The organism is Cupriavidus nantongensis (genome assembly GCF_001598055.1).
GTDB classification, from domain to species: domain Bacteria; phylum Pseudomonadota; class Gammaproteobacteria; order Burkholderiales; family Burkholderiaceae; genus Cupriavidus; species Cupriavidus nantongensis.
On sequence record NZ_CP014844.1, the window covers coordinates 2,799,360 to 2,822,795 of the forward strand.

Consider the following 23,436-nt stretch of genomic DNA (forward strand, 5'->3'; position numbering starts at 1 on the left):
CGGTCCTAAGCAGCCTTCGGCCGCGGTGTTCGAGCGCTCGACTGGACCATCTCGAACTTCGTTCGCGCGATGTCGAGATAGTCCTTCATTGCGGTGTTGATCGTTGCTCGATCCCGACCGAGGGGATACGCGGAGTGTGGCCGCGTCTCGTGAGCTGATTCCTCGGTACCATGGACAAGATAGTCCTCCCTCCAGCCGTTTTCCTCGATCTGGTCTTGGACGAAGCTCTCAAATGCCCGAGCCGTCAGCTCTCGCATCTGGGACCAATACGGCTGCGCCTTCTTCTTGTCGAAATTCTGTGCACTGACGGCATACTGTGTATAGGTCCGCTTCTTCGCATGGTCGCTCTCGCGGCGCAGCGTATCGTCAGCGAGAAGCGCGTAGGCCTGAATATAGCCACGGATATGCCTGCCCAGCACCATCAAGCGAACGTCATGATCCGCTTTGGCCTTTCCATCCATCACCACCGGAAGGTCTCGCAATGCTTCCTGCAGCGGATGCTTCGCCCAACTGCACTGTCTCGCCTCCGGGTCCGTAGCTTCAAGGCGCAACTGGTCGAGATACTTTCGACAAGTGTGCTTGGCAATCTCCGCTGAAGCATTCGGTTGTGCGGCAAGAAGGATGTTCTCCAACGAGATTAGCAATGCGCGCTCTTCTCTCGCCACGTCTTCTTGCACTGCGCGCAGGACTTCTTCGTCCGACCAGGGGCGCGTACTTATCGAATCGACCAGCTTCAACAGTGGCCCCATCTCCTCCATCTCCGCGGGAAGCTTGTTCCAGTTCGCGTAGATAGCCGTCTTGAAATCTCCGCGCCGCCGGCCGCGTTGCACCGCAAGGAACAGCTCCGATGCGAAGTACGTGTCGCCAAGCTGGGCGTTTGCTCCGCGCTTCTCGGCGGCCTCCTTCTTAAGCTTATCGCCGACATAATCGTCGAACGCGTGCCACCATTCGTGAGCGAGAGATCCGGCCCCGCGTAGACGCGTGAGGTTGATCACCTTTCGTGCGCATTCGTAGTGTGCGAGGGCTCGTCCGACGCCGCGCGATCCGAATGCAAGGGCCAAGGTGCCTTCGAGGCTTAGGGCCTTCTTGTCGACTTCGAGCACCCGTGCGAGCGTGCACAAGGCATCGTAGGCGCGATTCAAAACGTCCTGCCGCTCGGTATCCGGCAGCCAGTTTCCGAACTCGCACGCGCGGAAGCCGAAGTCATTTAGCAGGTCCTCAGGCAAAACGTTCCGGCCATAGCGCTCATCCGGAAGACCCTCTCGGATGACGTTGGCGAGGTGCGGACGCGCCAGTGCTTGCTTGTCTGCATCCCCGCTTTCTCGGTTCTCCATTGTCTGCCTACGCTTCTGCGCGGTTTGCTGCCTCTGAGCCTCCAGAAAATCGTAGAACGCGTCCGAGTCCATGTCACGGGGACGTTGCCACTCATCTCCAATCTTGAACTGCTTGGAGTGGTACGGATAGGTGGCCAGCCTGTACCCTTCGTCAGCATCGAACAGAAACCGGTTGACGAACCTAAAGCCACTGCGCGAAGCCGCGTACAGCATGTCGGAATACTCGTTCGACAACGAGCGTGAGGTCCCATAGGGCCGCTCTTCTCGCACGAGAACACCGGCACTGACCAGGCCATCCTCGAAGGCAGAAAGATCGGCCTTCGTTTTGATCCTGCCCGCTAGATCCTGGAGCTTCCGCGCCATGTCGACATAGACTTCCACATGGCTAATGTGCTTGGGAGCAGCAGGAAACTCCCTGCGCATGGACTGCACGAATAGCGCGACTCTCGCGTCGACGCCCCGCTCACGATAATCTGCGAGAGACCGCGACGGCCAGACGTTGTCCTTCGTGACCAGTTCCATCTTCTCCCGGTCGTTCATGTCCGCCAAATCTTCCACGCGAAGGGCCAAGTTGTAGAAATCCTTGCGGGCTCCTCCGATCTTCTCACCGGCATCATCGATGCGATCCCGCGCGGCCTCTGGATTCTTCGCTGCACGGCGGCGGCGCACCGGTTCCTGTGCGTTCAGCACGCTGCCGGCATCCGCCTTTTCGCTCGCAATCTCGGCGTGGGCGTCTTTCCATAGGCCGGGAAGTGGGAACTGGTGACCCATCGGGCCATCCACCATCAGGTGGTTTCGCTTAACGCGGAGCCCCGCACCCGCCCATGTTTGGAACGTGTGGCCTTTCTGGATCCCAGGCATCACCAGATTAGGGCCGGTGATCCCATCTTGACGGATTAGCGAGGCGACGTAGGCCACTGCCGCAGCCCGTGCTTCTCCTTCGGTCAGCCGGTGACCACCGATATCCGCCTCCGCCTGCGGTTCGATGCCAGCGTAGGCCAGCAAGCGCTCACGCTCGCCGGCTTGCAGACGGGTATCGGCTCGGATGAAGTCGAACAGCCCCTCCGTATCCAGGCCTCCTTGTTCGCGGAAGGCATCGAGGTCGCTACGGTAGGTCTCATACTGGTCGGACCCGCGGAATCGCATTTCAACGATCCAGCCGTCGCCGGACTGCAAAGCACGATAGTGGTGGTGCAGGTCAGCACCGCTGAACGCGGCAGCCAAGATGGTGGCCATTGACTGTGTAGCGACGGCCGACCCCGGTATGACTACCCAATGGCCGCAACGATAGTGCTCATTGGCTTCGTGGGCTGCCAATCCCTCGGGTCGGGAGTCACCCGTTTCCACTCTCCCATTGAGAGCGCTCACCAAGCTGGCAAACTGTGCCGGATGCTCTTGCCAGATCCTGACCAACTCGGCGTAGTCATCCACGCTAACCTTGTCGATAGGGAACAGCGACACAGCGGCTTCCAGGACGAGTCTGGCGCGATGCCCTATGCCCGTGTGATCGGGGCCAGTTCCGCGCAGATCCGACGTTGCGTTCGCCTGCCATTCCGGATCCGCCGCCAGCTTCACCTTGATCGCGGCGAACATCTCGATCCAACGGGCGATTCGCTCGGCGTCACGGTCCGGTTGTCCGGGCGTTGACGAAGCAGGCGGCGAACCCGTCCGGGTCGCGGTGCGCTCCTCCTCTTTATTGGCAATCGCGATCTTGTGCTGGGCGAAAAGATAGTTGCCCAGCTGCTTGACCCGGGCGGGGGACAATCCGCTGACGGTACTGTAGTGCTCAGGCTGAGCGAGCCACGCAGCCGCTGCAGCCTTTGCCAGCTCAGGATTCTCCCGGGCATACCGAGACAGGAAGAAATCAGCATTTGCGACCGCGTCACTGAGGCCCCGGAATCCGGCGTGCTGGCCTCGGCGAATACTGGCGACTTCGAGAAGCACGTCGACACGCTGGCGCTCCGCCTGGGCGTTGCCCTCCAACGCCGCCAGGAGGGCGCGACGTGTGATCCTTCCATCGAGAGTGCAAACGTGCTTGCCTCGGAACAGCACTTTCCTGAACCGTCCGTCCTCCTCTATCGAGAAGCCGGCATCCGGCAATGAAGACGCGCCTTTAGCCGCGACCAGGGCAGCATCGAAGTCATCCACCGTCGTGGCAGCCGAGTGGAGCGCTTCGGCTTCCCGCTCCTTGGCGCGCCGAACCTGCTCAATATCTGCCTGGATTGCTGCCTGGCTAAGCACCCGCTCGATGCGTTCGGCCCTGCCTTCTGCTGGAGCATCCTTCGTGAGAATCTTGCTGCGAAGGATATTTGCGTCAGCCGACACCTCTATATCTGCGTCCAGGCCGGCGTCAACGATTTGCTGCAGTCGCGGAGCAAGGCGGCTGTCCGCCAGCGCGCCGAGAATGTGGACTGCCTTGGGCTTGCTCTCGCGCAGGAATGTAATGAACTCCTCCGGCGTGATCGCCGCAGCGTTCGACGGAATCCCAACGACAAATCGGTCACTACCGAGGACCTCTACCACTTTCGCATATGCCTCGGAAAGCGACAGATCACCGCGCTGCAGCGGCACCACGGGCCGCGAAACCCGAAACTCCGTTTCCACCTTGATCCAGTCCCGGTACTGCCGAACAAGATCGATAGAGGCGGCTTGGTCGCCCACGACATCGGGCATTACCAACATAGGGGGTGTCACCCGTTCCTCAGCGGGGTTGGCTTCGGCAATGTACTGTTGCAGCTGCCCGTACTTCCTGAGCACCGCATCGAAGTTCATCGGTTGCGTATCCCCGTTCTTGAGCCCCCGCTTGAACAGACCAAACGCTCCAGAGTCAACGAAGACTCGGGCCCGCATGTTTACGATCCGGTCCGCCAGTTCTCGCAGGGCGGCATCCGACAGCTCCCCTATGTCGACGCCGATCCCGTGCTCAGCCCGTGCCGCGGGATGGAAGTCCTTGGCTCTCGACATGCCGGAGGCAAAGCGCGTAACCCGCTCCTGCAAAGCCTTGACGCGCCCCTCGGGGCCTCCGTCCACGTCGGCGTGTTCGACCTCAGCTGCGGGTGCCTCCATGGCGCGGCGGACGAAATCGCCCACCTGGCGGGTTGCCTCAGCGGAGTACGGCCCCTCCCATTCCTCCACCCACTCTTCACGTTCCAGCCGGCGGACTTGAATCGTCGAGCCACTCGCGTCCAGTTCGGCGTGGACTTCATGTCCTCCGCCCAGGTCCACCGACCAGCGGCGCGGGTCGAGCCCATCCATTTCGAGACCAAGCGAGCGCATGGCGACCGCGAAGTGATGGACCCGCGCCGTCTTGGAGTCGTCATCGAGGTGATCGACGGAATCAGGCTCTCGCGACCACTGGGACAAGACACTCAGGGCATCTGCCAGTTCATCGTGCTTGCTGTATTCGAAGCTGCCAGCCTTCAGGCGCGACACCGTGAACACACTGGTGGCGCCTGGACCCGCGTGCGCGGATAGCGAAAGACGGTCATTACGGGTTGGATGCGCCCAGTCGCAGCCGACTTGGCCCGAAGGAACCAAGCCGGCAGCATTTGCAGCCTGTTCGGCAGCCGCGATGCGCGCCGTGGACCTTGCGGTTGGATCAATGACGGCCTCGAATTCCGCACGGGACCGCGCTTTGATGGCGTGCTCGGCTTCTTCCGGTGTGTCGTAGGTCCCGCTCGCATATTCACCGCCGAAGAAGCGGACCACCGAATACTTCGTCTTCCCGCTATGCAGCGGGCTATAGACCTGCAATTCAATTCGTGTGTCGTCATTGCCGTCCCCCTTCTCCCACGAGGAACCGTCGCTGTAGGGCGACTGGACCATGCCGTTCGCCTCACCGATGGCCTTAGCCTTCGCGAGCCGGTCCCGGTAGTCCGCGTCCCGAGCGGCATTCCGAACTTCATTCAGCCGCGTACCGACGCGGTGCAGGATCTCCGTAGTTGGATGACGCTCCCGCGCTCCTCGAGGCGGCTGCAGCTGTTCAATGAGCCGCTTAGCGGCAACGAGAACTGACTCTTTCGACTCGGAGGTAATGATGCCGACTTTGCGAGCAAGCGCGTGAACATGGCTTTCCAGCTGTTCATGCTTTTTTGCAGAAGGCGCACGCCGGTTAAGGCTTCGCCAACCCGCCACCCATTGCCCGAGCGTTCCCCAATGGATGTTGGTCCCCGGCGTCGTATTGTTGCGGGATTCATCGCTCCCCGTTGCCCGGAAGGCCCGATCCTCTGCGACCCGGGTAAGGAATTCACCAGCCGTGACGAATCGTGTCTGCTCGTTCAGCTGATCGAGGTTCACCGTAACGAATACGATGAACGGATTCGCGGTGACAACATCATGGTTGATCCACCACGCGTCTTCGCCGTGCATATCAACCAGGACGTCACCCTTCCGCGCAAGCAGCTCGCTCCCGGAATGTTGACGAGCCTCTGCTCCGGCCCTGAGGTGCTCCTCCGCTTCTCGAGCGGCTACCGTCAGTGCAAGGATCTGATCAAGCTCGTCGTTGATCAGACTGCGCAGATAGTTCAGCGAACCTCTCAGGGCAAAAAGTGCCTTACCGTGAAAGGCGATCAGAATGTCGTAGTCAGAGATGGCATCGAGTCCTACCGTCCGCAATTCGTCATAGCGGTCGACCAGGCTCTGTAGCGCGTGGTGCTTCTGCTCCAAACGCTGCCGTAGAGCATCAGCTCTCTCCTGTGCATCTTCCGATAACGCAAGCCCTTCCAGCGCCCTCTCGGACGCTTGGTCGGTGTAGCTGCGTTTCGCGGCCAGCAACGCTTCCAGACTCGGAAATTCCGCGAGGATTGACGCGACCTGCTCCGGCGTTGCCTCCGCGCGTGCTCGACGTGCCTGTTCTTCCCGGCCGGGATGGGTATGGGGGTCTGCGGCCTTCGCGACCAGCTCATCGAGCTGGAAGTCAGCGTTCGCCAGGTCCAGATCCTCGTAACCGACCAGGAAAGTCCCGGTGTCGAACTCACGCACGTCACGAGCTGGGTCGAAACCCGGAAACCACTTTCGCAGATCGCTCGTCTTGAACGAGGGGACGCTTCCGAGCCAGACATTGTCCTGCAGCCTCGTGAAACCGAACTGCGAAAGATCACTCCGGATGTAGTTGCGCACTGCCAGGCGATGTCTGCCGTCAGGTGGGCACCCGGTTGCAATGAGCATTTCCGCGCCGTCGTAGCGCGATAGATCGACCCAGCGACGCACAGCCATGACTACCCCCTCATGCCGAGGGGTCGCACGCGCTGAACAGACTTGGTCGCTTCGACGCTCTTGAGAATGGGCTCCAGCTTCGCGGAGATAGATTCGAAGTAGTCCGCTGCCTTCTGCAGGTTGTCACGGCTTGGCGTAATGCCAAGCGCGCCGTAACGGCTCAGCCGGACAAGCGTCTGTCCCGCGTGCTGCAACTTGCGGGTGAGGTCAATGTTTTCGTCCAGGGACATAATGATTGCTTCTTAGGTATTGTGAAACTCGTGCAGCTGTTCTTCGAACGCCGGGTCGACGATGAACGTTTCGTCCTCGGGGTCGAACAGGGTCGAGTCGTCCTCGACCCGCAGTGCGCTCGCGCTCCGGAGGCACGTCCGCAGGAGCCGAATGACGCTGTCTTCTGTGTAAGGCTGCCCTGTCAGCGAATGTGTCCGTGACCCCGCATCAAGGGTGAAACTCGGGTAGATGGTCCCGTGGACACCGAGATAGCAGGCGAACTCGATGACATCGCCGCTGAGACGCAACGTAGCGACGTCGCTGTCGTTGTGAGCGCCGACCAGCTCGACAACTCCCATCGCATGGCTAATCAGCAGCAGGAGCGGTGGCGCTCTGTCCCCTGCCAGATCCGCGATCAAAGATAGGTACTTAGTTTTTGCAATAGGTGCGCCAGCGCTCATGTCAGTCGATCCATGAAGTGTGTTTGCAAGCGGGGTAAGCGGAGCAGCTCACCAGCCTCTTTCCCGACGCGAGGCGGCGGCCAGTCATCGTCCCCTCTCGACACTTAGGGCATGGCTGACCATGGCCTGGCAACGTATGATCGATTTCGGAGCGGGGTTTTGCGTCTACCTCCTGTTGTGCACCCATTTTGGAGAGGTCGAACTTGACTGACTTCATTCCCTCAACCAGGGCGCAACACATCTTGCGGATCATGTCGTCAAAGCTGGCAGGAGGCATCTTTCCCTCGGCGATCAGCCCTAGCGCCATCTCCCATTTCGCGGTGGTTACGGGATCCCTGAGTTCCGGTGGAAGCTTCTCGATCAACTCGATCCCAGCCTCTGTCGGATGCAGTTCCCCCTTCACGGCCTTGAGGTATCCGCGCGCCTTCAAGGTTTCAATGATCGCGTCGCGAGTCCGATCGGTACCTATCCCTTTCGTGTCCCGCAGAATGCGGCGATCCGCCTCGTTCGTAACGAAGCGGTGAATGTTGGTCATAGCCGTGATCAACGTTCCATCGCTGTATCGCCGCGGAGGTGTGGTCTCGGCCGCCCGAAGACGGGCGCGGCCCCCTACAAGCCGCTGCCCAACCGAATACGTCATGAGATTGCCGAGTTAGTCACCGAAGCGCTGAGGTTGGTCTGCGCTGGACTCCCGCTTTGGTCGGGGCCGCCGCGCTTCCCGAAAGCCGAGTTGCCGGTGCAGGTCTGAATCGCACTCGTCGGTGACGTACACCGCCACCGGCTCCGCGTCGTCGATGCGCTGCTCATCATCGTCGAGCGGGTTAAACAGAATGGTGTCGAAATAGACGTCACCGCCGTCCGCACGTTGGTTCACAACGCTTCCAAGGGCTACCGTCCGGCGGCCCATCTCGCCCGAAGTTGGGTCGATGTAGCTGGCAGTCAGAGAGATTACGACTCCCTCTCCATCACGCCGAGGGTTGATGAAGCCGAACACATGCTGACGCCCCTGCCCGACCAGATCGATATAACCGGAGAAGGCAGCCCGGCTGTTCGGATTGGTATTCTTGTAGAACGCCGCCTTTTCGAACCACTTTTCACCAATCTTGCGTACACAACGCAAGATCGGCTGCGGGCCTTGGTCGTACGACATCGCGATTCTCCGAAGTAAGTTTGGAAGAGCAGAGCCAAGTACACGTAGCCATGCCGTTCGTATCATCATAACGATACATAATACCAACAAAATATAGCCGTTTGGGCTTGCACTGTCTAGCGATCCTTGTTCGATAACCGGCTTGGCGGTTTATTGCATTTTCTCGCGGCCGTGGTGTTCCAACGACGTTGCAAGCGCCTCACAAGGATGCGCAGAGCAACCAAGACCACGCAGGAGGTGAGCCCAACCAAGATGGCCAGCCGGTTTCTCGCTTCGCTAGAGAGAGATTCGTCGGATGTGGCTGTGCGCGTGGTTTCGTCAAGGACCTCGGCGCGCATCCGCCGCAAGGCGGCCTTCGTGGGATGTGGCTGAAGAACTAGATTGCGCTGCAAGGCTGCGGCCGCAGCCGGGAGATGGTGCAGACTCGCCATGGCGCCTACGATGTCGTCCTGAGTGGCAGGAAGCTGATCGCGGATCGACATCGTTAGGGTCAATATAACAAGCGCACATAGGGCGAGGGTCTTTGCCTTCTCGAGCATTCTGATGTTACGGTCCTTTCCGGTTGAATGACAGGCTGCCAAGGCACGCTGCGGGGCTCTGGGCGCCAAGGCGGAGAGCCCCGGCCCGTGGTGCTCTCTGCGTTCGTGCCGAGGAATAAAAAAAGGCCCGCCGGGACGGCGGGCCAAGGGTCAATGCCAACGTCCCCGAGGGGTCTCCGCTAGCGCCCGCAATTATGGCGCAAAGCCCGCTGTATCGCGACAATCAACTGCCCGGTTCATGGCTCGTGACGCGCGGCGCGCAACCGGTTCATGGCCTATGCCGTGTCCATTGCGTGAAGTTGGACTTGTATGAACTTCGAAGCAATCGAGCCTACTGTGTCCCGGTACACCGCCATGGTCTTCCATGGCTTAATGAATTTCAGAACACTCTCTTCGATGTTGAGCTTCTTGCAGGACGCGCTCCAGTAGTAGCTATCGATGCCGAGAAGGATCTTTGTCCCGACCGTGGTGATGACAGCCTCGGGGAAATGAGACGGCGCTTGCGAGACCACCCACAGGGCCATGCCAAACTTCCGCAGTTCGAGGCAGATCTTCACGTAGATGCTGTCTGGATCATCATCGAAGAGGTTGTGCGCTTCGTCCGCGCCGAGGATCTCCCTTACCTGGGGCACCGCTCCGAGCAGCTTCCTGCGTCGCGCGATGTACTGGGCGCGGACCATGCAGAACAGCGTCTTCTCTTCTTCTGACAGGCTGGTCAGGTCATAGGACCAGACCTTCGCAGCAGGGTCGAAAGGCGGCGGATTCGCATTGAAGATGCCCCGTGCTTCGAAGTTCTTCAACCGGTCAATGACGCCCTTCAGCGTTTCCTTGCTGTCGTACTTGATTAAGTTGTCGAACTCCAGACCGTTCTCGATGGAGGCAATGTACTCGTCCACCTTCTCCCTGAAGAGGGCCACTGCGGCGTCAAACTCCTTCTGGGCCTTCTCCTTTTCTTCTACGGAGAATGCCTTTTCCTGCTTAACCTGTGCGCGGTACTTGCGTGCCGCTGCACTGTTCATCGCCTCCAGCGCGCCCACAGCACGGAAGCCGGACTCGCTGCCGTTCAGCCCACCATACATCGCCTTCAGGCGCCGCTCGGCGAAGCCGATGGCGTCTCGCAGAGTCGGATAGTAGAGGTTCAATTCGCTCCATCGTCGCTGCTCCCAGATCTCGTCGCGCAGCGCTTCGGTCATCTCCTTGCGCACCCAAGTTTCGGGCTGTCGCTCATGGATCCCATAGAACGCGTAGAGGTCTGTCAGAAGGTTTCGCAGCGTCGCCTCCTGTCGGTCCATCAACTTTCGGGATGTCCGGTTGATCGTGGAGATCAGGAAATTGATCTGGCGGTTCACGCCCCCCGTCCGTGGGTCAGTATCGAGGACCAACGGGTTGTATCCGTATCTCGTCTCGCCGTCGAATCTAACGCGCGACTCGCCTTCGATAACCAGGTCGCCGTGGACGTCAAGGTTGTGGTACCGCTCGAATTCATCACCTGCCGTTGCAACCGCCTCGGCAATCATTTGCTTCAATCGAGTGCTCTTGCCGGTGCCAGACTTACCGCAAACGAGTATGTGCGGGTTGATGATGGAAGACGGGTCCCAATAGACGGGCACGTCTTGGGACTGGTGTTTTCGCTTGTAGTCGTCGTAGCCTAGAAAGACTCTCATGATTCGATATCGATGGTGCTTTGCTGATCCGACGTCTGGTTACCGGCGCTGTGCGCGCCCTGAGCGTCTCAGTTGAAACAGGGAGGCCGCCGCCGCGCTAAACAGCACTATCAAGGCGGCAACGAGGACGGCGAGCACTGTTAGAGCAGCTTCAACGCCCAATACAGGTGCGAAGCCATGGGCAAGCTCTTCCGCCGCCAGACACATCCAGAGTGGATGCGCTATCCCGACTGCGAACGACGCGGCAAGCCACAAGCAGACCGCCAGCGCGGCCGCGCGAATGCTCATGCCGTTCGCACCGCCGGCCGAATCGTGCTTACGTTTGTTCCCTCAGCACCTTCGTCCCGCGTCACCTCAACGCGAGCATTCGCACCGAGATCGATGCCGAGTTCCTTTGCCGGGTCCGGTTCGGCAGGATGCTCCGCCACGACGTTCGGAATCACCATGGTCAACGTGCCGTCAACCCGTGCCCCCTCGGCCATAGCGAGCGTGCTGTACCGAATGTCGCCCCGTACGCTGGCCCCTTCGGTGAGGATCACTCGCTCTGCTTCGATGTCACCTTCCACCTGGCAGCCGATGATGGCGGCCTTTCCGCTGATATTTCCGTGCACGCTCGACGTGTGGGTCAGGATGACCTGATGGTCGCCCCTCACCGTAATGTTGCCGCGGACGGGCCCCTGGAACACGACGTTCTCGCCAATCTCGATCTCGCCAACAACCGTCATGGAGGGGGGGATCAGCGTATGGACTACCTCGGTTCCGTTCACGCCGGGAACCTTCACCTTGGTAGGAATGGCTGGAATGAGGGACTTGCCGGCCTCAGATTGAGGTGCATGCGGCGCCGGAGTCAACGCAGTGCGTACTTGAGATGACTCTGCATCCTGGACCGACTTCATCGGCAAAGCTATGGGCCTTTTCCGTACGAAGCCGGCAGATATGAGAATGCGCGTGAGGAGTGGGGGATTGCTTTGCATACTCATCTCAGTTCGGCACGTTGACGATGCGCTTGTCCGTAACGACCGTGCGCGTTTGAGGATCCACAGCGACGAGTAGTTCGCCGCTAGGAAGGTGCGCGCCGACCGTGTGCCGCGTGCCCGCGATCACGACAGACCCGCTGTCGAATGAGCTGATCCCGCTCTTTTCGGCTGTCATGAACTCGACCGGCAGGGCGCTCACGTCGACCTTGCTGACTTTCGCCTCTGCTACCGTCTTGCGGGCCGTCTGAGCGGATACAGCGGCCTCCTCCTTCGCCCTCGGGCTCGTCGCCTTCGGGAGGGACTCCAGCTGGGTTTCAAGCCTGTTTAGAGCGCGCTCCGCCTCGGAGAGGCGCGCACTCTGCGCTTCCGTCGTAGCCCGCAACGCAGCCAGCAGCACGGCCGTAGGTTCCTTCCCGGTGCTGTGTACCGGCGACGCAGGGGCCTCCTTGCTTTGCAGCCCGACTATTGAGGGAGGCGGCGCAGCCGCCTCCCTTGGGACGGCGGCGCTGGCTTCGGTAGACCCCCATCCATTCGATTCGGTGTACAGGTAACCCGCTATGCCAATTGCGAACAGGAGCGCAACCAGGAGCGCCTTACCTGACGCGGTAATCTCATAGCCGCCTGACTTGCCCGCATGCCCCGTCGTCATTGCCTTCAGTGTGCCCTCGCCTTGCATCTCGCCCTCATTTCTGTATTGCGTATCGCATACACGATACATACTATACATGCTCGCAACATTTTGCATAGGAGTCAAGAAATGCAAGTCTGTGCGCGGCGGATCGGCGACACTCGCGATCCGCCCGCAAGAAGCCGTCTACAGCACGATCTCGATGTCCGGGTGCAAACGCGCCCTCGCGGAGGCAATCCTTTTGTAGTCGCTTGGAAAGGAGGTTGCGGTAAGAGGCAACGTGTGAAACTGCGTCATGACAGGATGGGTGACGACTTTCACATGAGAAAAGGCCGGCAAGCGCAATAGGCGCGGCAATAGATCGGGACGTCGGGCGATCAGCTCCGCTTCTTTAGGATTGCGGGGATCCATCCCTCGCTTACCATCCTCAGTCAGCCACTCATGCCAGTGTTCACCTATGATCTGAATCAACTCCCGGCTGGTCCTATTGAGGTTGAGCAGGTCGACATTCTCTAATTGATCCGTGCCAAGTATCTTTGGATACAACGGCTTGGCGACCTCGACCGTAAGGTCGACCACGATCATTTCCCTCTTCTTCGCATCCGCATACTTGCGCGCATGCATCATGCCCACCAGACTCGATTGGCCCGACAGCCCGGTAATAAATCCTGGTATGCGGTGAAGTATCGGCATCGAGCAATCCCGGATTGGAATCTGGTCCGGGATCTCCGATTTCTTGAAGAATAGAACGACAGCAACGTCGACGCTCGCCCCTTTTTTTGTCATGTTGGCTCTCTGCTCCCCAGGTTATTCCTTGCGCCAGGTAGCCCGTTCGAACAGGTCTTTAATTCCTAGGCGTTCAGCAATCTTGATGGCGTATGTCCGCAGCAAAGCCCGCTTCTTCGGTCCGGGCAGGTGAATTCGGCTATACGCCTCCATCAGTCGCTCGACTGGCTTGCTGTAGTTCCCCTCTCCAGCGAGCCAGCGGTAGACAGCTGCAGGCTCGCGCCCCACGAGCACTGCAAACTCCTTCTTGTGCGAAGGGTTTTCCGGATCGAAACCCAGTTCGATCATAAATTGCTGAATATCGAGCTGCCGGACGCTCGGCATTGATTCTGGATAGGCCTCGTATATCTCAAGCAGCTGACAGACCGCCTTGTCTTCGATTGGATCTTGCGGCCTAGATCGCATTTCAGTGAACTTAGCGCGTTGCAGCCCCAGTTGCTCGCACGCCGCGCTCACAGTTAGGCCATTTTTTATGCGCCACTTCTCGACCTCAAGATTCTTGATTGGTTCGGCCAAGTTTCGGTCTGTCTTTTTCATAAGTTAGGTTGTTGGTCGACTCCCTTTCCCAAAACCGGAAAGGTCATCCGCCTGCATTTCAATTTCAAACAGGTCGTCGTCACCCACCAAGGCAACGTGTTGGGCAGCAGATTGCTCGATTCCTGCTTTCTCGGCCGGAGGCAAATGGCCGGCCGCCTCCAGTTTGCTCAATACATCCTGCACCGCCGCTGGCGGCTCAGAGACTGCCCGCAAGTTGCGGAGCGGCTTCAACTCCACCACATTGTTCGGCAGTTCCTCGTTAGCTTGATGCCGGAGGGCAAGGGCATTCTTGATTGCGTCCCGCCCTACCCCATACTTATCGAGTAGCCCCGCCAACGCCGCCTCACTGTAGCCGGCCTCCAATGCCGTCGCGCAGATTTGCTCTCGCGCCCGACGTTGTGCCGCCAGTGCGGAGTGAAGCCGGTCCAACTCAGCAATGTAGGGCGTCATTTCGCCTTGTGGATCGAATTCACGCGCCAGCGCGCCGCCGCCGCGGCGAACGTCATTGGCAAACACCGATAGGGCGTCTTCCGCGCTGATGTCCAGCCGTGCCGCGGCCGGCGAGATATGGACCAGAACCCGGCATTCGAGATCCGAGACCACACCCTTCATCTGTCTATCCAAGTCGCAGTTCGACTGGAGTAGCACCCGCAGAGCAATCTTTGGGTCAGCAAGTTCCGGCGTACTCAGTGCAGCCTGCAGAGAAGCAGATAAATTCTGCCCCGTTGCGGACTCGACCAAGCCGGTTACCATGGCATTGACACGTTCGAGGATTTCCTGAGGCCCCTTCACATGGAAGCCTTCAGGCGATTCTGTTGCCGTCATGGCCGGGCCGCCATCGTAGCCCGCGCCGGTCGGAGGAGCGGCCGGCCCTTCGCCAGTTGCGCTGCCCGGTACCTCTGGTCTGCCAGTAAAGAAACTGACGATACGGCGCAACAACACTCGAATGGCCTCGATCAGATGGCGCAAACTGATACCCTCCGCCGCCTGCCCTTGTATAGGGGACCGTTTCACCCGGCTTGCCAGCGCGGCTTTGTCGAGCCAAAGCTCACCGCTACCAGCGGTGGCCAGATCTTTCTCTGCGGGGCTTCCAAAGTAACTTTCCGACATTACGCCCGGGGGCATAGAGTGCTCCAGCGCGATTCTGTATCGCTTCAATTATACGGGGTTGCAAACAGGGAAGACCAAAATTGGCTTCATCCAAAATGGTGAGGAAAAGTTAGTATGTGGCGTCTGCGTCACTATTTGCCCCTCCAAGCTCTGACTTTCTCATCGACGTCGTTATGCACGAAGTCCCTTTGGTTGTAGAAACCCACCCCTCCTTGGCGCGCCAAATAGGCCAGGCGACCGAGATACTCTGCAGAGATCTCGCGAGTGCTGAAGTCCACCGCCCGGAACACACCCATCTGATTTGGCAAGTGCCGCGAATTCTGGACTCCGCCTTCACGGCTATTTGTTGAAGCCACACGGCAACCGGAGTGGATGACAAACGGAATCGTGTAGCCGTAGGCCGACAGCCACGCTTGCTCCCACGCAAGCAGCCGGAGCAGCGCAGGGTGCGGACTACCGGTGAAGCCGGCTTGGACGTCCCGAAGCAGGTACGCCGCAGCCCGGTATCCCTCGGGAGTGGCAAAGTCGATGCGCGCATGGTCCTTGCCGCGGCGCAGCCACAGGACAGAAGGCATCACCACCTCTTGGGCCAAGGCCTCACGCACCCCGACGCAAGGAGCAATCGTTGCAGCCGCCACGGCCGCGCGGAGGAATTCCCGTCTTAGCATCACCGTGCCTTGCTCGCCGACTTCTCGATATTCGCTTGCATGCTTCCGAAGAGGTGCTCAATGTCGTCGATGGTCATGTCTTCCGCGGGCTGAGTCCACTTCAGCTGCGCTGAGATCTCTCGCTCGGTCGCCTGCACCGCCTCCTGCGGATGTTCGCTGCCGAGCGCCTCCTCCATGCGGACCAGCATCTCGGCGGCCTCTTGCTTAAAGCCGATGACGACTGGATTCGTTTCGACCTGGTGCACTGTCCGACTTGGCGGCTCGGGGTTGACGAGGTCCACCTGGGCTGGGGTCAGATTCTGTCTCCGCTCCATGGGACGATCATCGACCGTGCCACCGTCACCCTGCTGGCTGTTTTGATACTGGGCGAGCCATTCGTGCAGACCGCCGTCTGTGCTGTCGCCGCTTGCTGGGTCGGCCAGATTTTCGTCGCCACTGTTCACCGGGCGCGCCGCTTGCGCATCCGGCAAGGCGTCATAATCTTCTGTCACAACGGCGCTGACAGTCTCCTCCTTGATGCTCGACAGGACCGATGCCGGTCGCTGCGTGGACTCAGCGAATTCCCGCACCAGGTCCGCGAATGCGTTGGGCGCTGCTTTCTCCTGCAGCGGAGGATTGTGGTAGGGGTCGGTCCGGACGGTCGCTTCTTGCGCCGTAGCGGAGGACACGATTGCAGGCGATTCAGCTGCGAAGTCGACACCTTCGTACTGGTCTATCGCACTGACCTCTGGAATGTGCTCTTCCTCGCCTCCGGCGGCGGTCCAGTAGCGGCCTTGCGCATCAGGCTGACGTGCGCGCATCGCTGTCACTGCCGCTTGGTAATAGGCAATGCCGCGATTCACTGCCCCTTCGTTGGGATTCAATTCCTCGATCTTTAGCCAGGTCTCGCGGACCGCCGCGAGGACTGGGTCGTCATTGCCGGGGTACTTCTTGGCCGTTCCCTCTCGGATCTTCTGGATGATATTGGCGATGATCGTGAACCGACGATCCGTTGCCTTGATCGGTGTAACCTTGCCTTTCAGTTCAGCGAACTGTGGACGGTCCACCTGCAGAAAGCGGTTCAGACGGAAAGGCAGCTTGGTCTTCTTGAACGAGTGGAACCACGTAAAACTGCGTGCCCTGGTAACCTGATCTTTGAAGATCAAGATACCTTCCATCTCCTTCAAGGCTTTCAATTCCTGCAACTCGATACGATCTCTTCGCTGGATTGAGCCTGTCAGTGCCTGGTTGAAGTTTGTCGGAAAGAGATTTCCAACACTGCCCTCATAGGAGCCCGTCTCCACAGTGATCGCCTGACCGGCGACCTTCTTGAAGACCTCCAGCGTCTTGTCTGGATCCTCCAGTGCCAACGTGTACTTGATCTTGGTGTTGGCAATCATCGAATCGACTTCTTCTTTGTTCTCCCCCTTCGCCATTGCGGCCACGTCCTGACCCGCGGCAATCATCATGAAGCCGAGGCTTCGCGCTTGCGCGAACATCAGTGCGATGCCCTCTGCAAAGTAGTAGCCCAGTTCGTCCATCGTAATGATGTAAGGAGCTGGCGAGTTCGTTGCCTTGGTGTCGATGATCTCAGCGTAAGTGCCTTCAAGCCTATGGCCGAGGTTCATCGCCATCATGAGGCGAATACTCGCGACGACAAGCTTGCCAAGGTTGGCCGCTTCCTGCGCGGACTTCTCCAACGTCGGGATCATGACCACCAGGATGCGCCGATTCAGCAGCACATCCATCATGTCGACTTCGGAGTATTTGTCCTTGAAGATGTAGCCATACGTGTCCATGAGCATGGAGAGCGTCCGCGCGTACTGGCCCGTCAGGTATCCGTGCTGGTCATAGACGCCCTGATCCCACTTGTCAGGCTTGTCCGCGAGATCCGGGCGAAAGCCTGGCAAACCTGTCTCCAAATAGGCTTTGATGGGAAGGAACGCATATTCAGGAATCTCGCCCTTCTTGCCCTTCAGATATAGCTTCACCAGGTTGGGCAGCGCCAGGTATTCCCGAATTACGCCGATAGACAGCGTAAGGTTCCCGGCGGCACGCTCGTAACAAAGCGTACGCAGTACGGCGTCCATCATGTTCACGGCTTTCTGCTGCCACTGCGCTCCATCCCCGCCGGCCTTCGGTAACAGGGATGACGAAAGCTGCGACAAGAAGTCTGGCGTGCCCTCGTACCACGGATTCATGCTGTTCGAATGCTTCTCCGTGGTCTTCTTGCGCTTGTACGGATCCGCGCCGCCCGTCATGAAGTTGAGGACAAGGTAATCGTCCTCTCGCCCCGTGCGACGGCACATGCTCCACACTGCGGCATGCAGGCTCGAATCGGCCTTCCCGTCCGAGTAGAAGAAGCCCGACCCCCAAGCCAAGGCATTGAAGCAGATCGAGAGCAGCGTGACAGTCTTACCCGACCCCGTTGTCCCCATCAGCAGCATGTGAGTACGCGCGTCCGAGTTCGTGACCCAAAGCTCTTTGAGATGCTCAGCAGGATCAACGGAGCGCTGGTTCCCTAGGTGCAGGATGCCGTCGGCTTCCTTGCGTTTGATGACCTCCCCTGTACCATCCTTGTTCGGCTCCGCCGCTTCAAGCGTAGGATCGATGCCCCCAAGATGCTTCGGCATTCGCATCGGCAATTGGAAGCGCTGCCACGAGTACCAGAGTTGGACGAGCAGCATCACCACGGTGATTGGCAGCCATAGGAACGACAGTGCGACCGAGGCCACGGCGGCCCCTAGCTGGAACTTGGCGTAGTTCCGTGGCTGCTTGAGCCAATCGCCCATCTTTTGGGCGATTGGTCGAGGGTCGAGCGTGATCCCCTGTTGGGATAATTCTCGATTTGGCGACGTCTGGTATGGGTTATTCACGGTCGATCACCGCATCACCGGTACTGCTTCACCAGCTCATTCAGGTCCAGCAACTTGCCATCCGCGTTTACCACGGAAGGCGTCTGCGTGAGGCCCATGGCTTCGAATGCCTGACGATTCTTCTCGAGCCAATCCTTGCCTTTGGTGCACAGCTTGGGAACACGATCTCGGTTCTTGAATAGTTCATCGTTCAGAGTGTTCTCCTTACCGCGTACGTCGACTGCCATCGCTTCTCGCCATGTCTCTGCCTGCTGCTGCCAATCGCCGCGGCACAACGCGTCGACAGCCACTTCATCGGACCCTGGCTTGTACGCGACGGGTAGGACGACAACCGGTTGATGTTGCGCAAGCTCCTGGATCACAGGCTCAGCTGCACGACACGCGGGGCATTTCGGGTCGGAAAAAACGTAGACCGGCGGCGTGCCTTCGGTAAAGAGCGCGGGACTGACGTAGATCTGCCCGTCTGTACCCAAAAGCTCCGTGCGCGCGATCTTCGGTACATGCGTCGCGGATTCCGACGGCAGTCCCGACGGTGCGACCATCTTGTTGGCCTGGGCCAAGATCGCGGCTGCCAATTCCGGCGATTGCGCTTTCGCTGTCGCAAGGGTGGCGATACTGCTGTATAGGCCCAGCACGAGCATAGGGACGCCGACATATAAGCCGAGCGTGCGTAGCCGCGCTTTCCAACGCTCCGCGGACGAGCGACGATGGAATGCGCCGACAATCAGGCCATGCGCCCGCTCGGCGTCTTCGCGCGAATGGAATCGCTCAAGAATGCGAAGCTTCTCGCTGGCATCTTCGGTCACAAAGACGATGGCATACGGCGCCGTAGCCGCATCGTCGTGCGACACTTCGGCCTGTCTGGCCGAGACCACCGAGAACGCATTCAGCGATGCGTCGGGCGCCGTAGTCAACCGGACGCGCGACAACGCTTTCAGGTGGCCGGTACTAGCAAAGAAGGACGAGAGGGAGCCGTCCGGCTCGATTCGCACGCAATCCTTCGCCTTACGCTCAAACGAGATCTTCATGTTCATTCCTTCACGGTCGGTTCAATAGCGAAAATTCTTCTTGCTTACTGGATGGCTCGATTAGGCCCGTATCCTCGAGGTACTTGCGTAGGCCAGCCAGCGCGTTGTCCACGTGTGGTTCCTTCAAAACGCATCCGGCTTCCCACGCCACCTCCTCAGCCTGCATATGATTGAAGACGCCAGCCGACTCCATCATCGGGGCCTTACGCCCGGCCGTATTGAGCGGGTACCACAGTGCGCGGTCGTTCGGTTTGAGCCAGATGAATTCCGAGGATGGGAGAGTGCCAAGTTCCCGCGCTTGAATCAGCATCGCCATTAAGAGCGTGCGTGGGTACCTGTGCTTCTTTATCCAGGTATCCACTTCCTTGGATCGCAGGCAACGCTGAAATGCGGGGGTGGCCACAGAGAAGTCTGGCCGCGAACCTTCATTCGAAGCACTGTAGTTGAGGGCATCCATGAGGTCGCGACACGCATCGATGTCCTTGAAGAAGACCCGCAGCCCGAACACGGCGAACAGTGCCCGTTCAGTAGGCGTCAACTGCCCCAGCTCACGTCGGTCAGCAATGGGCCTGCCGAGCTGTTGCGCCAGGAGATCGCGGGCCCGTTCATCGTCCAGCTTCTCTGAATGGATAAGCCCGTGCTCCGCAACCCATTCTTCCGGATGCACCGACGATGCCCACTCCGGCGGATCTTCCTGGGAGAGATCGCGGTGCAAGATTGGCGCGACCGCGGAGAAGTTGCGGCTCTGTGCTTCCAACAGGCCTTGAATCGTGTAGACGCTTTTTGCCTTTAGGATCGGGTTGCGCAAAGCCTTGAGGGCGAACCAGATGCCCAAGGACACAGGCACAAACGCCCAGAGGTACCCGACTGCCGACCCGGCCACCCAGATCTCTTTGAACGTCACGACACGTGCGTACTTGAAATAGGTGACCAGCTGCCACTGACGATCTCTGGCGAAGTCGAACAGTTTCGCCCAAGGGTAGATCTCGTATCCCTTCCAGATCAGCAGTCGTTGAGCCATGGCCTCATGTCGGAACGTCCACAGAAACCAGAGGAGCGCGACCGCGATCAGAATGCACATGCCGAACAGCGGCGCTGCCGAGCGGTCGTTCTTTACTTGATCTGACATCCGAACCTCCTTGCGGCGTCGGCGACCCGCAAGACATAGCCATAACCAATGACGGGGTCCGGGTTGTGATACCTCGCCACGCCAGTCCAGAAATCACGTGCACGGTTTATCTCGTAGCGCAAGACGTATCCGGCACCGCGGATTGCAAGACACCGATCCTGGACGATCTGCTGCGCCGTGATGCCGAAGTTGCGCTGGAACACCCGGATCCAGAAGTCATTAAGTTGCATGATTCCGTAATCGCGTGATCCGTTTCGATTGGGTCGGGAGACCATGGTTGTGCTTTTCGACCCGGAAGACTCCACCTGGTGGATGCCACGCAGAATGCAGGAAGGCACCTGATATTCGATCTCTGTCGCCGCAAAACACTGCGCGAGTTCTGCATCGTCCGAAGCTGACGCGACGGATCCCATTCCAGCTATCGCTGCGGCACCCAGAAGCTTTCCCAGCCGGACCCTCATTGCGTCTCCTCGATCTCTTCAATGCAAACCAGTAGATGGCGCAGCTTTTCAGTCGAGAACAACAAGGCGTACTCGCCTCCCTTCCGGATACGGTCCAGGCGCCGATTTGCCTCCGGAATGGTCTCGATGTGATGCGGCCACTTGTGCTCGATGGCGATCACAACCGGTATCGCCGCGGTGAAAGGCACTGCAGAGAAAAAGCGGTTTAGCTCGACATGGCACGCTTCCAGGTCATCCCGTGACATCGCTGACACCATCTGCGCCATGCGGTGGGCAGCGGCGGCAATCTGCTGCCTGGGCATGCCTGTGGGCGACGCGTCGATCTGCCTTGCCACCATGCGGCCCACTTCCGACTGGAGCAGTTCGATCAACGCCGCCCGTGGCTCTCCGAGCATTGAGGCCATGTGTTAGGATCTCCTGTGGTTCCGTATCGCTGTAACGATACGCATTGTATCGTCAAAATTTAAGTTGACTGGGAGGAAAAATTGTCTGCACCCACGGAGAAGCCACAAGCGCGCCCCAAGCCGGCTATGCAGGAGGATGACGAAGGCTCCACGCAGGACCTTAGTCATCTGGCGAGTCTTGCAGGACTCGGGCTGATTGGTCACGTTGCAGACTTTGCTGAAACTGCTTCCGAGGAAATTGTTGGCGAACGCCCAGGTGGGTCCGTCCTCGCCACGGACCCGCGAGCAGCGGTCGAGCCTCGCAAGCGCTATACCCCCAGGTGAGCGCTGGTTGGCGTTGGGCCGAGCACCGGCCTACTTGGCGCAGGTGTATCGGCGGCGCGATAGGAACGACGCGAGGAATTTGACATATCACCGCTCCGGCTCTATGGTTACGTGTCATTACAACGATACGGAATTGGTCATGGCTGAATTGGAACTCGTTGCCCCGGCTGCCACGAGGAGACCCAAGGTTGTTGCTGGCGAAAAGGTCATTCACGCATCGACCGTGATCGCCGCTCGCAAGCCCGGTCTTGATGAGGTCGGATTTGGCGCGAAATGTCTCGTCTCGGCTTCCTTGCCATACCGAAATCCGAAGCCAGAGCAGTTGGTCAACGGCGCGTGGCTCAGGCACAACGGCAACTACGCTCTGTGGGTACAAGGCGGTATCAACGGGATTCCATACGGCATTTATCCGCGACTGTTTGTCATGTGGCTGACATCGGAGGCGCTCCGCACGGGCAGCCGGAAGATTCATACCGGTGGAACGTTCGCTGAGTTTTGTCGCAAGCTGAATATTGATCGGAGTCGAGGCAAGCGCGGTGCGGGCAAAGCCCTGATCGAACAAGCAGATCGCTTCCTGCAGAGCCGTGCTGCCTTCGTAACACTTCCCGCGCATCTCGCGACCGGCAAGCGAGCGGACTTTCTTAGCGCGAAGCTAAAGCACACCGACCTACTCAGCTTCGCCGACGGATACTCGCTCTTCTTTGATCCGGATGAGCAAGCGTCTCAGCAAGGTTCCCTCTTTAGCTCAGAAATTACCCTTACGGAGAACTTCTTCGACGAAATTACGGCTCACTGCATTCCAGTGGATCTGCGAGCCGTTACTGCCCTGCAGCGCTCGCCCATGGATCTGGATATCTATCAGTGGCTTGCCTATCGGATGTTCAAGCTGACCAAGCCGGCCTATCCAACCTGGGAGCAGCTGTACCAGCAGTTCGGCTCAAACTACGGGCGGTTGCGTGACTTCCGAAGCGAGTTCATCGAATCACTTAAACGAGTCCACCTCGTCTACCCCGGGCTCCGCGTATCTGAAGCCGAAGGTGGGTCCGGTCTAGTTCTTTATCCATCGCCGACACCAGTCGCGCCAACCTCACTGCCCGCGGCGCGCAACGCCAGTGAAGCTTCGCCCCAACTGCTATTGGTTAGCTAAACGGTGTTTCACGTAAGGCCGCGGCGCCCGATACCGAAAGCCACCAAAGGAGCCGCGCAATCTGTGTTGGGAGCAGATATACCGCAGCTCGAACATCCGGGGTGAAATGGTCGCGCTTCCAGCGGCATGCGAGCCGGCCAGCGGCGAAACTACAGGCGGTGGATGCCACCGAGTCGCGCGAGCCAGCAACGTGGCTAAGCGAATGCCCCCACAACGTTGGGTGTGGAATCGCTTTTCGCAGACCGATAACCAAGCAACAGATTCGTGGGTTTCCCAAGCGTCTCTCGTGCTTTTCTTATGATTGATATCGTTATCGTCGCTGCTGCATTCATTCTCTGTATCTGCTATAAAGTTCGCGAGGTATTAGTCCGGCACGCCACCGTAACGAGGTTGATTGCCGACCTGGAATCGATGCTCGCCCAACGTCGCGCGATGCTTGACCGCCATCGATCCTAAAGACTGGCTGGCGGAACCGTGCTGGGCACGGAGGCCAACGTGAAGATCCGACGCATCCGAAAGGTCGAACAGTTCCGGAACCGAGTCATTACCGACAAGCTTGTCATCGGAAGCGACTGGGTGCCATCGGCCCCAAACATCAACGCGCTTCCCAAGCCACTGCGTGACTTCATTGTCCGGCTCTACGCTTATGATCCCCAGCACTACGTCCAGAAGGTCGCCGTGCTGCAGGAACACATCCGGATGCTCGAGGCGGATAACAAGCGACTCCGCAATGAGCTGGGGTGGTGCCGGAAAGCTCTAGGACAGGCGACGGATGGCGGGTCAGCTCCAGCCAAGGCTATTGGATAGGCA

At 59.2% G+C, this 23,436-nt stretch carries 20 protein-coding genes; 2 read left to right on the forward strand and 18 right to left on the reverse strand.

The genetic code is table 11. The annotated features are described in order from the left end of the window. Positions 1–5: 5 nt before the first annotated feature. The 18 genes from A2G96_RS12885 to A2G96_RS12975 form a co-directional block, all read right to left on the reverse strand. A complete protein-coding gene (locus tag A2G96_RS12885; RefSeq protein WP_062799745.1) occupies positions 6–6,548 on the reverse strand; it encodes an LPD1 domain-containing protein in 6,543 nt (2,180 codons plus the stop codon). Between the two features lie 2 nt (positions 6,549–6,550). Continuing rightward, a complete protein-coding gene (locus A2G96_RS12890) occupies positions 6,551–6,778 on the reverse strand; it encodes a hypothetical protein (protein WP_062799748.1) in 228 nt (75 codons plus the stop codon). Positions 6,779–6,790: 12 nt separating this feature from the next. Next, the gene (locus tag A2G96_RS12895) at positions 6,791–7,219 is read right to left on the reverse strand and encodes a hypothetical protein (RefSeq protein WP_062799750.1); all 429 of its coding nucleotides are present in this window, start codon (positions 7,217–7,219) and stop codon (positions 6,791–6,793) included. Between the two features lies 1 nt (position 7,220). Continuing rightward, a complete protein-coding gene (locus A2G96_RS12900) occupies positions 7,221–7,859 on the reverse strand; it encodes a DNA topoisomerase (protein ID WP_082818948.1) in 639 nt (212 codons plus the stop codon). A 12-nt stretch (positions 7,860–7,871) separates the two neighbouring features. Then, entirely contained in the window at positions 7,872–8,369 is a 498-nt protein-coding gene (locus A2G96_RS12905; protein ID WP_062799754.1) for a hypothetical protein, read from the reverse strand. A gap of 814 nt (positions 8,370–9,183) precedes the next feature. Next, positions 9,184–10,572, reverse strand: coding sequence for a helicase HerA domain-containing protein (locus tag A2G96_RS12915; protein ID WP_062799758.1), 1,389 nt, complete (start codon positions 10,570–10,572; stop codon positions 9,184–9,186). Between the two features lie 39 nt (positions 10,573–10,611). Further along, on the reverse strand, positions 10,612–10,860 hold the full coding sequence (locus tag A2G96_RS12920; RefSeq protein ID WP_062799760.1) for a hypothetical protein: 249 nt from the start codon (positions 10,858–10,860) through the stop codon (positions 10,612–10,614). Continuing rightward, positions 10,857–11,546 carry a bactofilin family protein gene (locus tag A2G96_RS32545; protein ID WP_167354365.1) on the reverse strand — a complete coding sequence of 230 codons (690 nt, stop codon included), beginning with the start codon at positions 11,544–11,546 and terminating at the stop codon, positions 10,857–10,859. The genes A2G96_RS12920 and A2G96_RS32545 overlap by 4 nt, the downstream gene beginning before the upstream one ends. Before the next feature lie 7 nt (positions 11,547–11,553). Next, on the reverse strand, positions 11,554–12,225 hold the full coding sequence (locus A2G96_RS12930; protein ID WP_062799764.1) for a hypothetical protein: 672 nt from the start codon (positions 12,223–12,225) through the stop codon (positions 11,554–11,556). Between the two features lie 138 nt (positions 12,226–12,363). Continuing rightward, positions 12,364–12,963, reverse strand: a complete 600-nt coding sequence (locus tag A2G96_RS12935) for a hypothetical protein (protein ID WP_062799766.1) — start codon at positions 12,961–12,963, stop codon at positions 12,364–12,366. A gap of 21 nt (positions 12,964–12,984) precedes the next feature. Beyond that, positions 12,985–13,500, reverse strand: coding sequence for a hypothetical protein (locus A2G96_RS12940; RefSeq protein WP_150124131.1), 516 nt, complete (start codon positions 13,498–13,500; stop codon positions 12,985–12,987). A gap of 3 nt (positions 13,501–13,503) precedes the next feature. Continuing rightward, positions 13,504–14,625 carry a hypothetical protein gene (locus A2G96_RS12945; RefSeq protein WP_150124132.1) on the reverse strand — a complete coding sequence of 374 codons (1,122 nt, stop codon included), beginning with the start codon at positions 14,623–14,625 and terminating at the stop codon, positions 13,504–13,506. A 116-nt stretch (positions 14,626–14,741) separates the two neighbouring features. Continuing rightward, on the reverse strand, positions 14,742–15,185 hold the full coding sequence (locus A2G96_RS12950; RefSeq protein WP_167354366.1) for a YcbK family protein: 444 nt from the start codon (positions 15,183–15,185) through the stop codon (positions 14,742–14,744). Positions 15,186–15,277: 92 nt separating this feature from the next. After that, entirely contained in the window at positions 15,278–18,133 is a 2,856-nt protein-coding gene (locus A2G96_RS12955) for a type IV secretory system conjugative DNA transfer family protein (RefSeq protein WP_150124133.1), read from the reverse strand. A 14-nt stretch (positions 18,134–18,147) separates the two neighbouring features. Further along, entirely contained in the window at positions 18,148–19,161 is a 1,014-nt protein-coding gene (locus A2G96_RS12960; RefSeq protein ID WP_062799775.1) for a thioredoxin fold domain-containing protein, read from the reverse strand. A 10-nt stretch (positions 19,162–19,171) separates the two neighbouring features. Then, positions 19,172–20,290 carry a secretion/conjugation apparatus DotM-related subunit gene (locus A2G96_RS12965; protein ID WP_062799777.1) on the reverse strand — a complete coding sequence of 373 codons (1,119 nt, stop codon included), beginning with the start codon at positions 20,288–20,290 and terminating at the stop codon, positions 19,172–19,174. Beyond that, complete coding sequence (locus A2G96_RS12970) at positions 20,275–20,751, reverse strand: lytic transglycosylase domain-containing protein (protein WP_062799780.1); 477 nt, start codon at positions 20,749–20,751, stop codon at positions 20,275–20,277. Before A2G96_RS12970 ends, A2G96_RS12965 begins: the two co-directional genes overlap by 16 nt. Continuing rightward, positions 20,748–21,155: a hypothetical protein gene (locus A2G96_RS12975; RefSeq protein WP_062799783.1), complete on the reverse strand. Its 408-nt coding sequence runs from the start codon at positions 21,153–21,155 to the stop codon at positions 20,748–20,750. Before A2G96_RS12975 ends, A2G96_RS12970 begins: the two co-directional genes overlap by 4 nt. 463 nt (positions 21,156–21,618) lie before the next feature. Here A2G96_RS12975 and A2G96_RS12980 point away from each other — a divergent pair, with 463 nt between their 5' ends. Together A2G96_RS12980 and A2G96_RS12985 are read left to right on the forward strand one after the other, a co-directional pair. Beyond that, positions 21,619–22,626, forward strand: a complete 1,008-nt coding sequence (locus tag A2G96_RS12980) for a replication protein RepA (protein WP_062799785.1) — start codon at positions 21,619–21,621, stop codon at positions 22,624–22,626. Between the two features lie 495 nt (positions 22,627–23,121). After that, the gene (locus A2G96_RS12985) at positions 23,122–23,433 is read left to right on the forward strand and encodes a hypothetical protein (protein WP_150124135.1); all 312 of its coding nucleotides are present in this window, start codon (positions 23,122–23,124) and stop codon (positions 23,431–23,433) included. Positions 23,434–23,436 lie beyond the last annotated feature (3 nt).

Coding starts and splice junctions, on each gene's coding strand:
- A2G96_RS12885 (WP_062799745.1), bottom strand. CDS start 6,548: ATGGCTGTGCGTCGCTGGGTCGATCTATCGCGCTACGACGGCGCGGAA.
- A2G96_RS12890 (WP_062799748.1), bottom strand. CDS start 6,778: ATGTCCCTGGACGAAAACATTGACCTCACCCGCAAGTTGCAGCACGCG.
- A2G96_RS12895 (WP_062799750.1), bottom strand. CDS start 7,219: ATGAGCGCTGGCGCACCTATTGCAAAAACTAAGTACCTATCTTTGATC.
- A2G96_RS12900 (WP_082818948.1), bottom strand. CDS start 7,859: ATGACGTATTCGGTTGGGCAGCGGCTTGTAGGGGGCCGCGCCCGTCTT.
- A2G96_RS12905 (WP_062799754.1), bottom strand. CDS start 8,369: ATGTCGTACGACCAAGGCCCGCAGCCGATCTTGCGTTGTGTACGCAAG.
- A2G96_RS12915 (WP_062799758.1), bottom strand. CDS start 10,572: ATGAGAGTCTTTCTAGGCTACGACGACTACAAGCGAAAACACCAGTCC.
- A2G96_RS12920 (WP_062799760.1), bottom strand. CDS start 10,860: ATGAGCATTCGCGCGGCCGCGCTGGCGGTCTGCTTGTGGCTTGCCGCG.
- A2G96_RS32545 (WP_167354365.1), bottom strand. CDS start 11,546: ATGCAAAGCAATCCCCCACTCCTCACGCGCATTCTCATATCTGCCGGC.
- A2G96_RS12930 (WP_062799764.1), bottom strand. CDS start 12,225: ATGCAAGGCGAGGGCACACTGAAGGCAATGACGACGGGGCATGCGGGC.
- A2G96_RS12935 (WP_062799766.1), bottom strand. CDS start 12,963: ATGACAAAAAAAGGGGCGAGCGTCGACGTTGCTGTCGTTCTATTCTTC.
- A2G96_RS12940 (WP_150124131.1), bottom strand. CDS start 13,500: ATGAAAAAGACAGACCGAAACTTGGCCGAACCAATCAAGAATCTTGAG.
- A2G96_RS12945 (WP_150124132.1), bottom strand. CDS start 14,625: ATGCCCCCGGGCGTAATGTCGGAAAGTTACTTTGGAAGCCCCGCAGAG.
- A2G96_RS12950 (WP_167354366.1), bottom strand. CDS start 15,185: ATGCCTTCTGTCCTGTGGCTGCGCCGCGGCAAGGACCATGCGCGCATC.
- A2G96_RS12960 (WP_062799775.1), bottom strand. CDS start 19,161: ATGAAGATCTCGTTTGAGCGTAAGGCGAAGGATTGCGTGCGAATCGAG.
- A2G96_RS12965 (WP_062799777.1), bottom strand. CDS start 20,290: ATGTCAGATCAAGTAAAGAACGACCGCTCGGCAGCGCCGCTGTTCGGC.
- A2G96_RS12970 (WP_062799780.1), bottom strand. CDS start 20,751: ATGAGGGTCCGGCTGGGAAAGCTTCTGGGTGCCGCAGCGATAGCTGGA.
- A2G96_RS12975 (WP_062799783.1), bottom strand. CDS start 21,155: ATGGCCTCAATGCTCGGAGAGCCACGGGCGGCGTTGATCGAACTGCTC.
- A2G96_RS12980 (WP_062799785.1), top strand. CDS start 21,619: ATGGCTGAATTGGAACTCGTTGCCCCGGCTGCCACGAGGAGACCCAAG.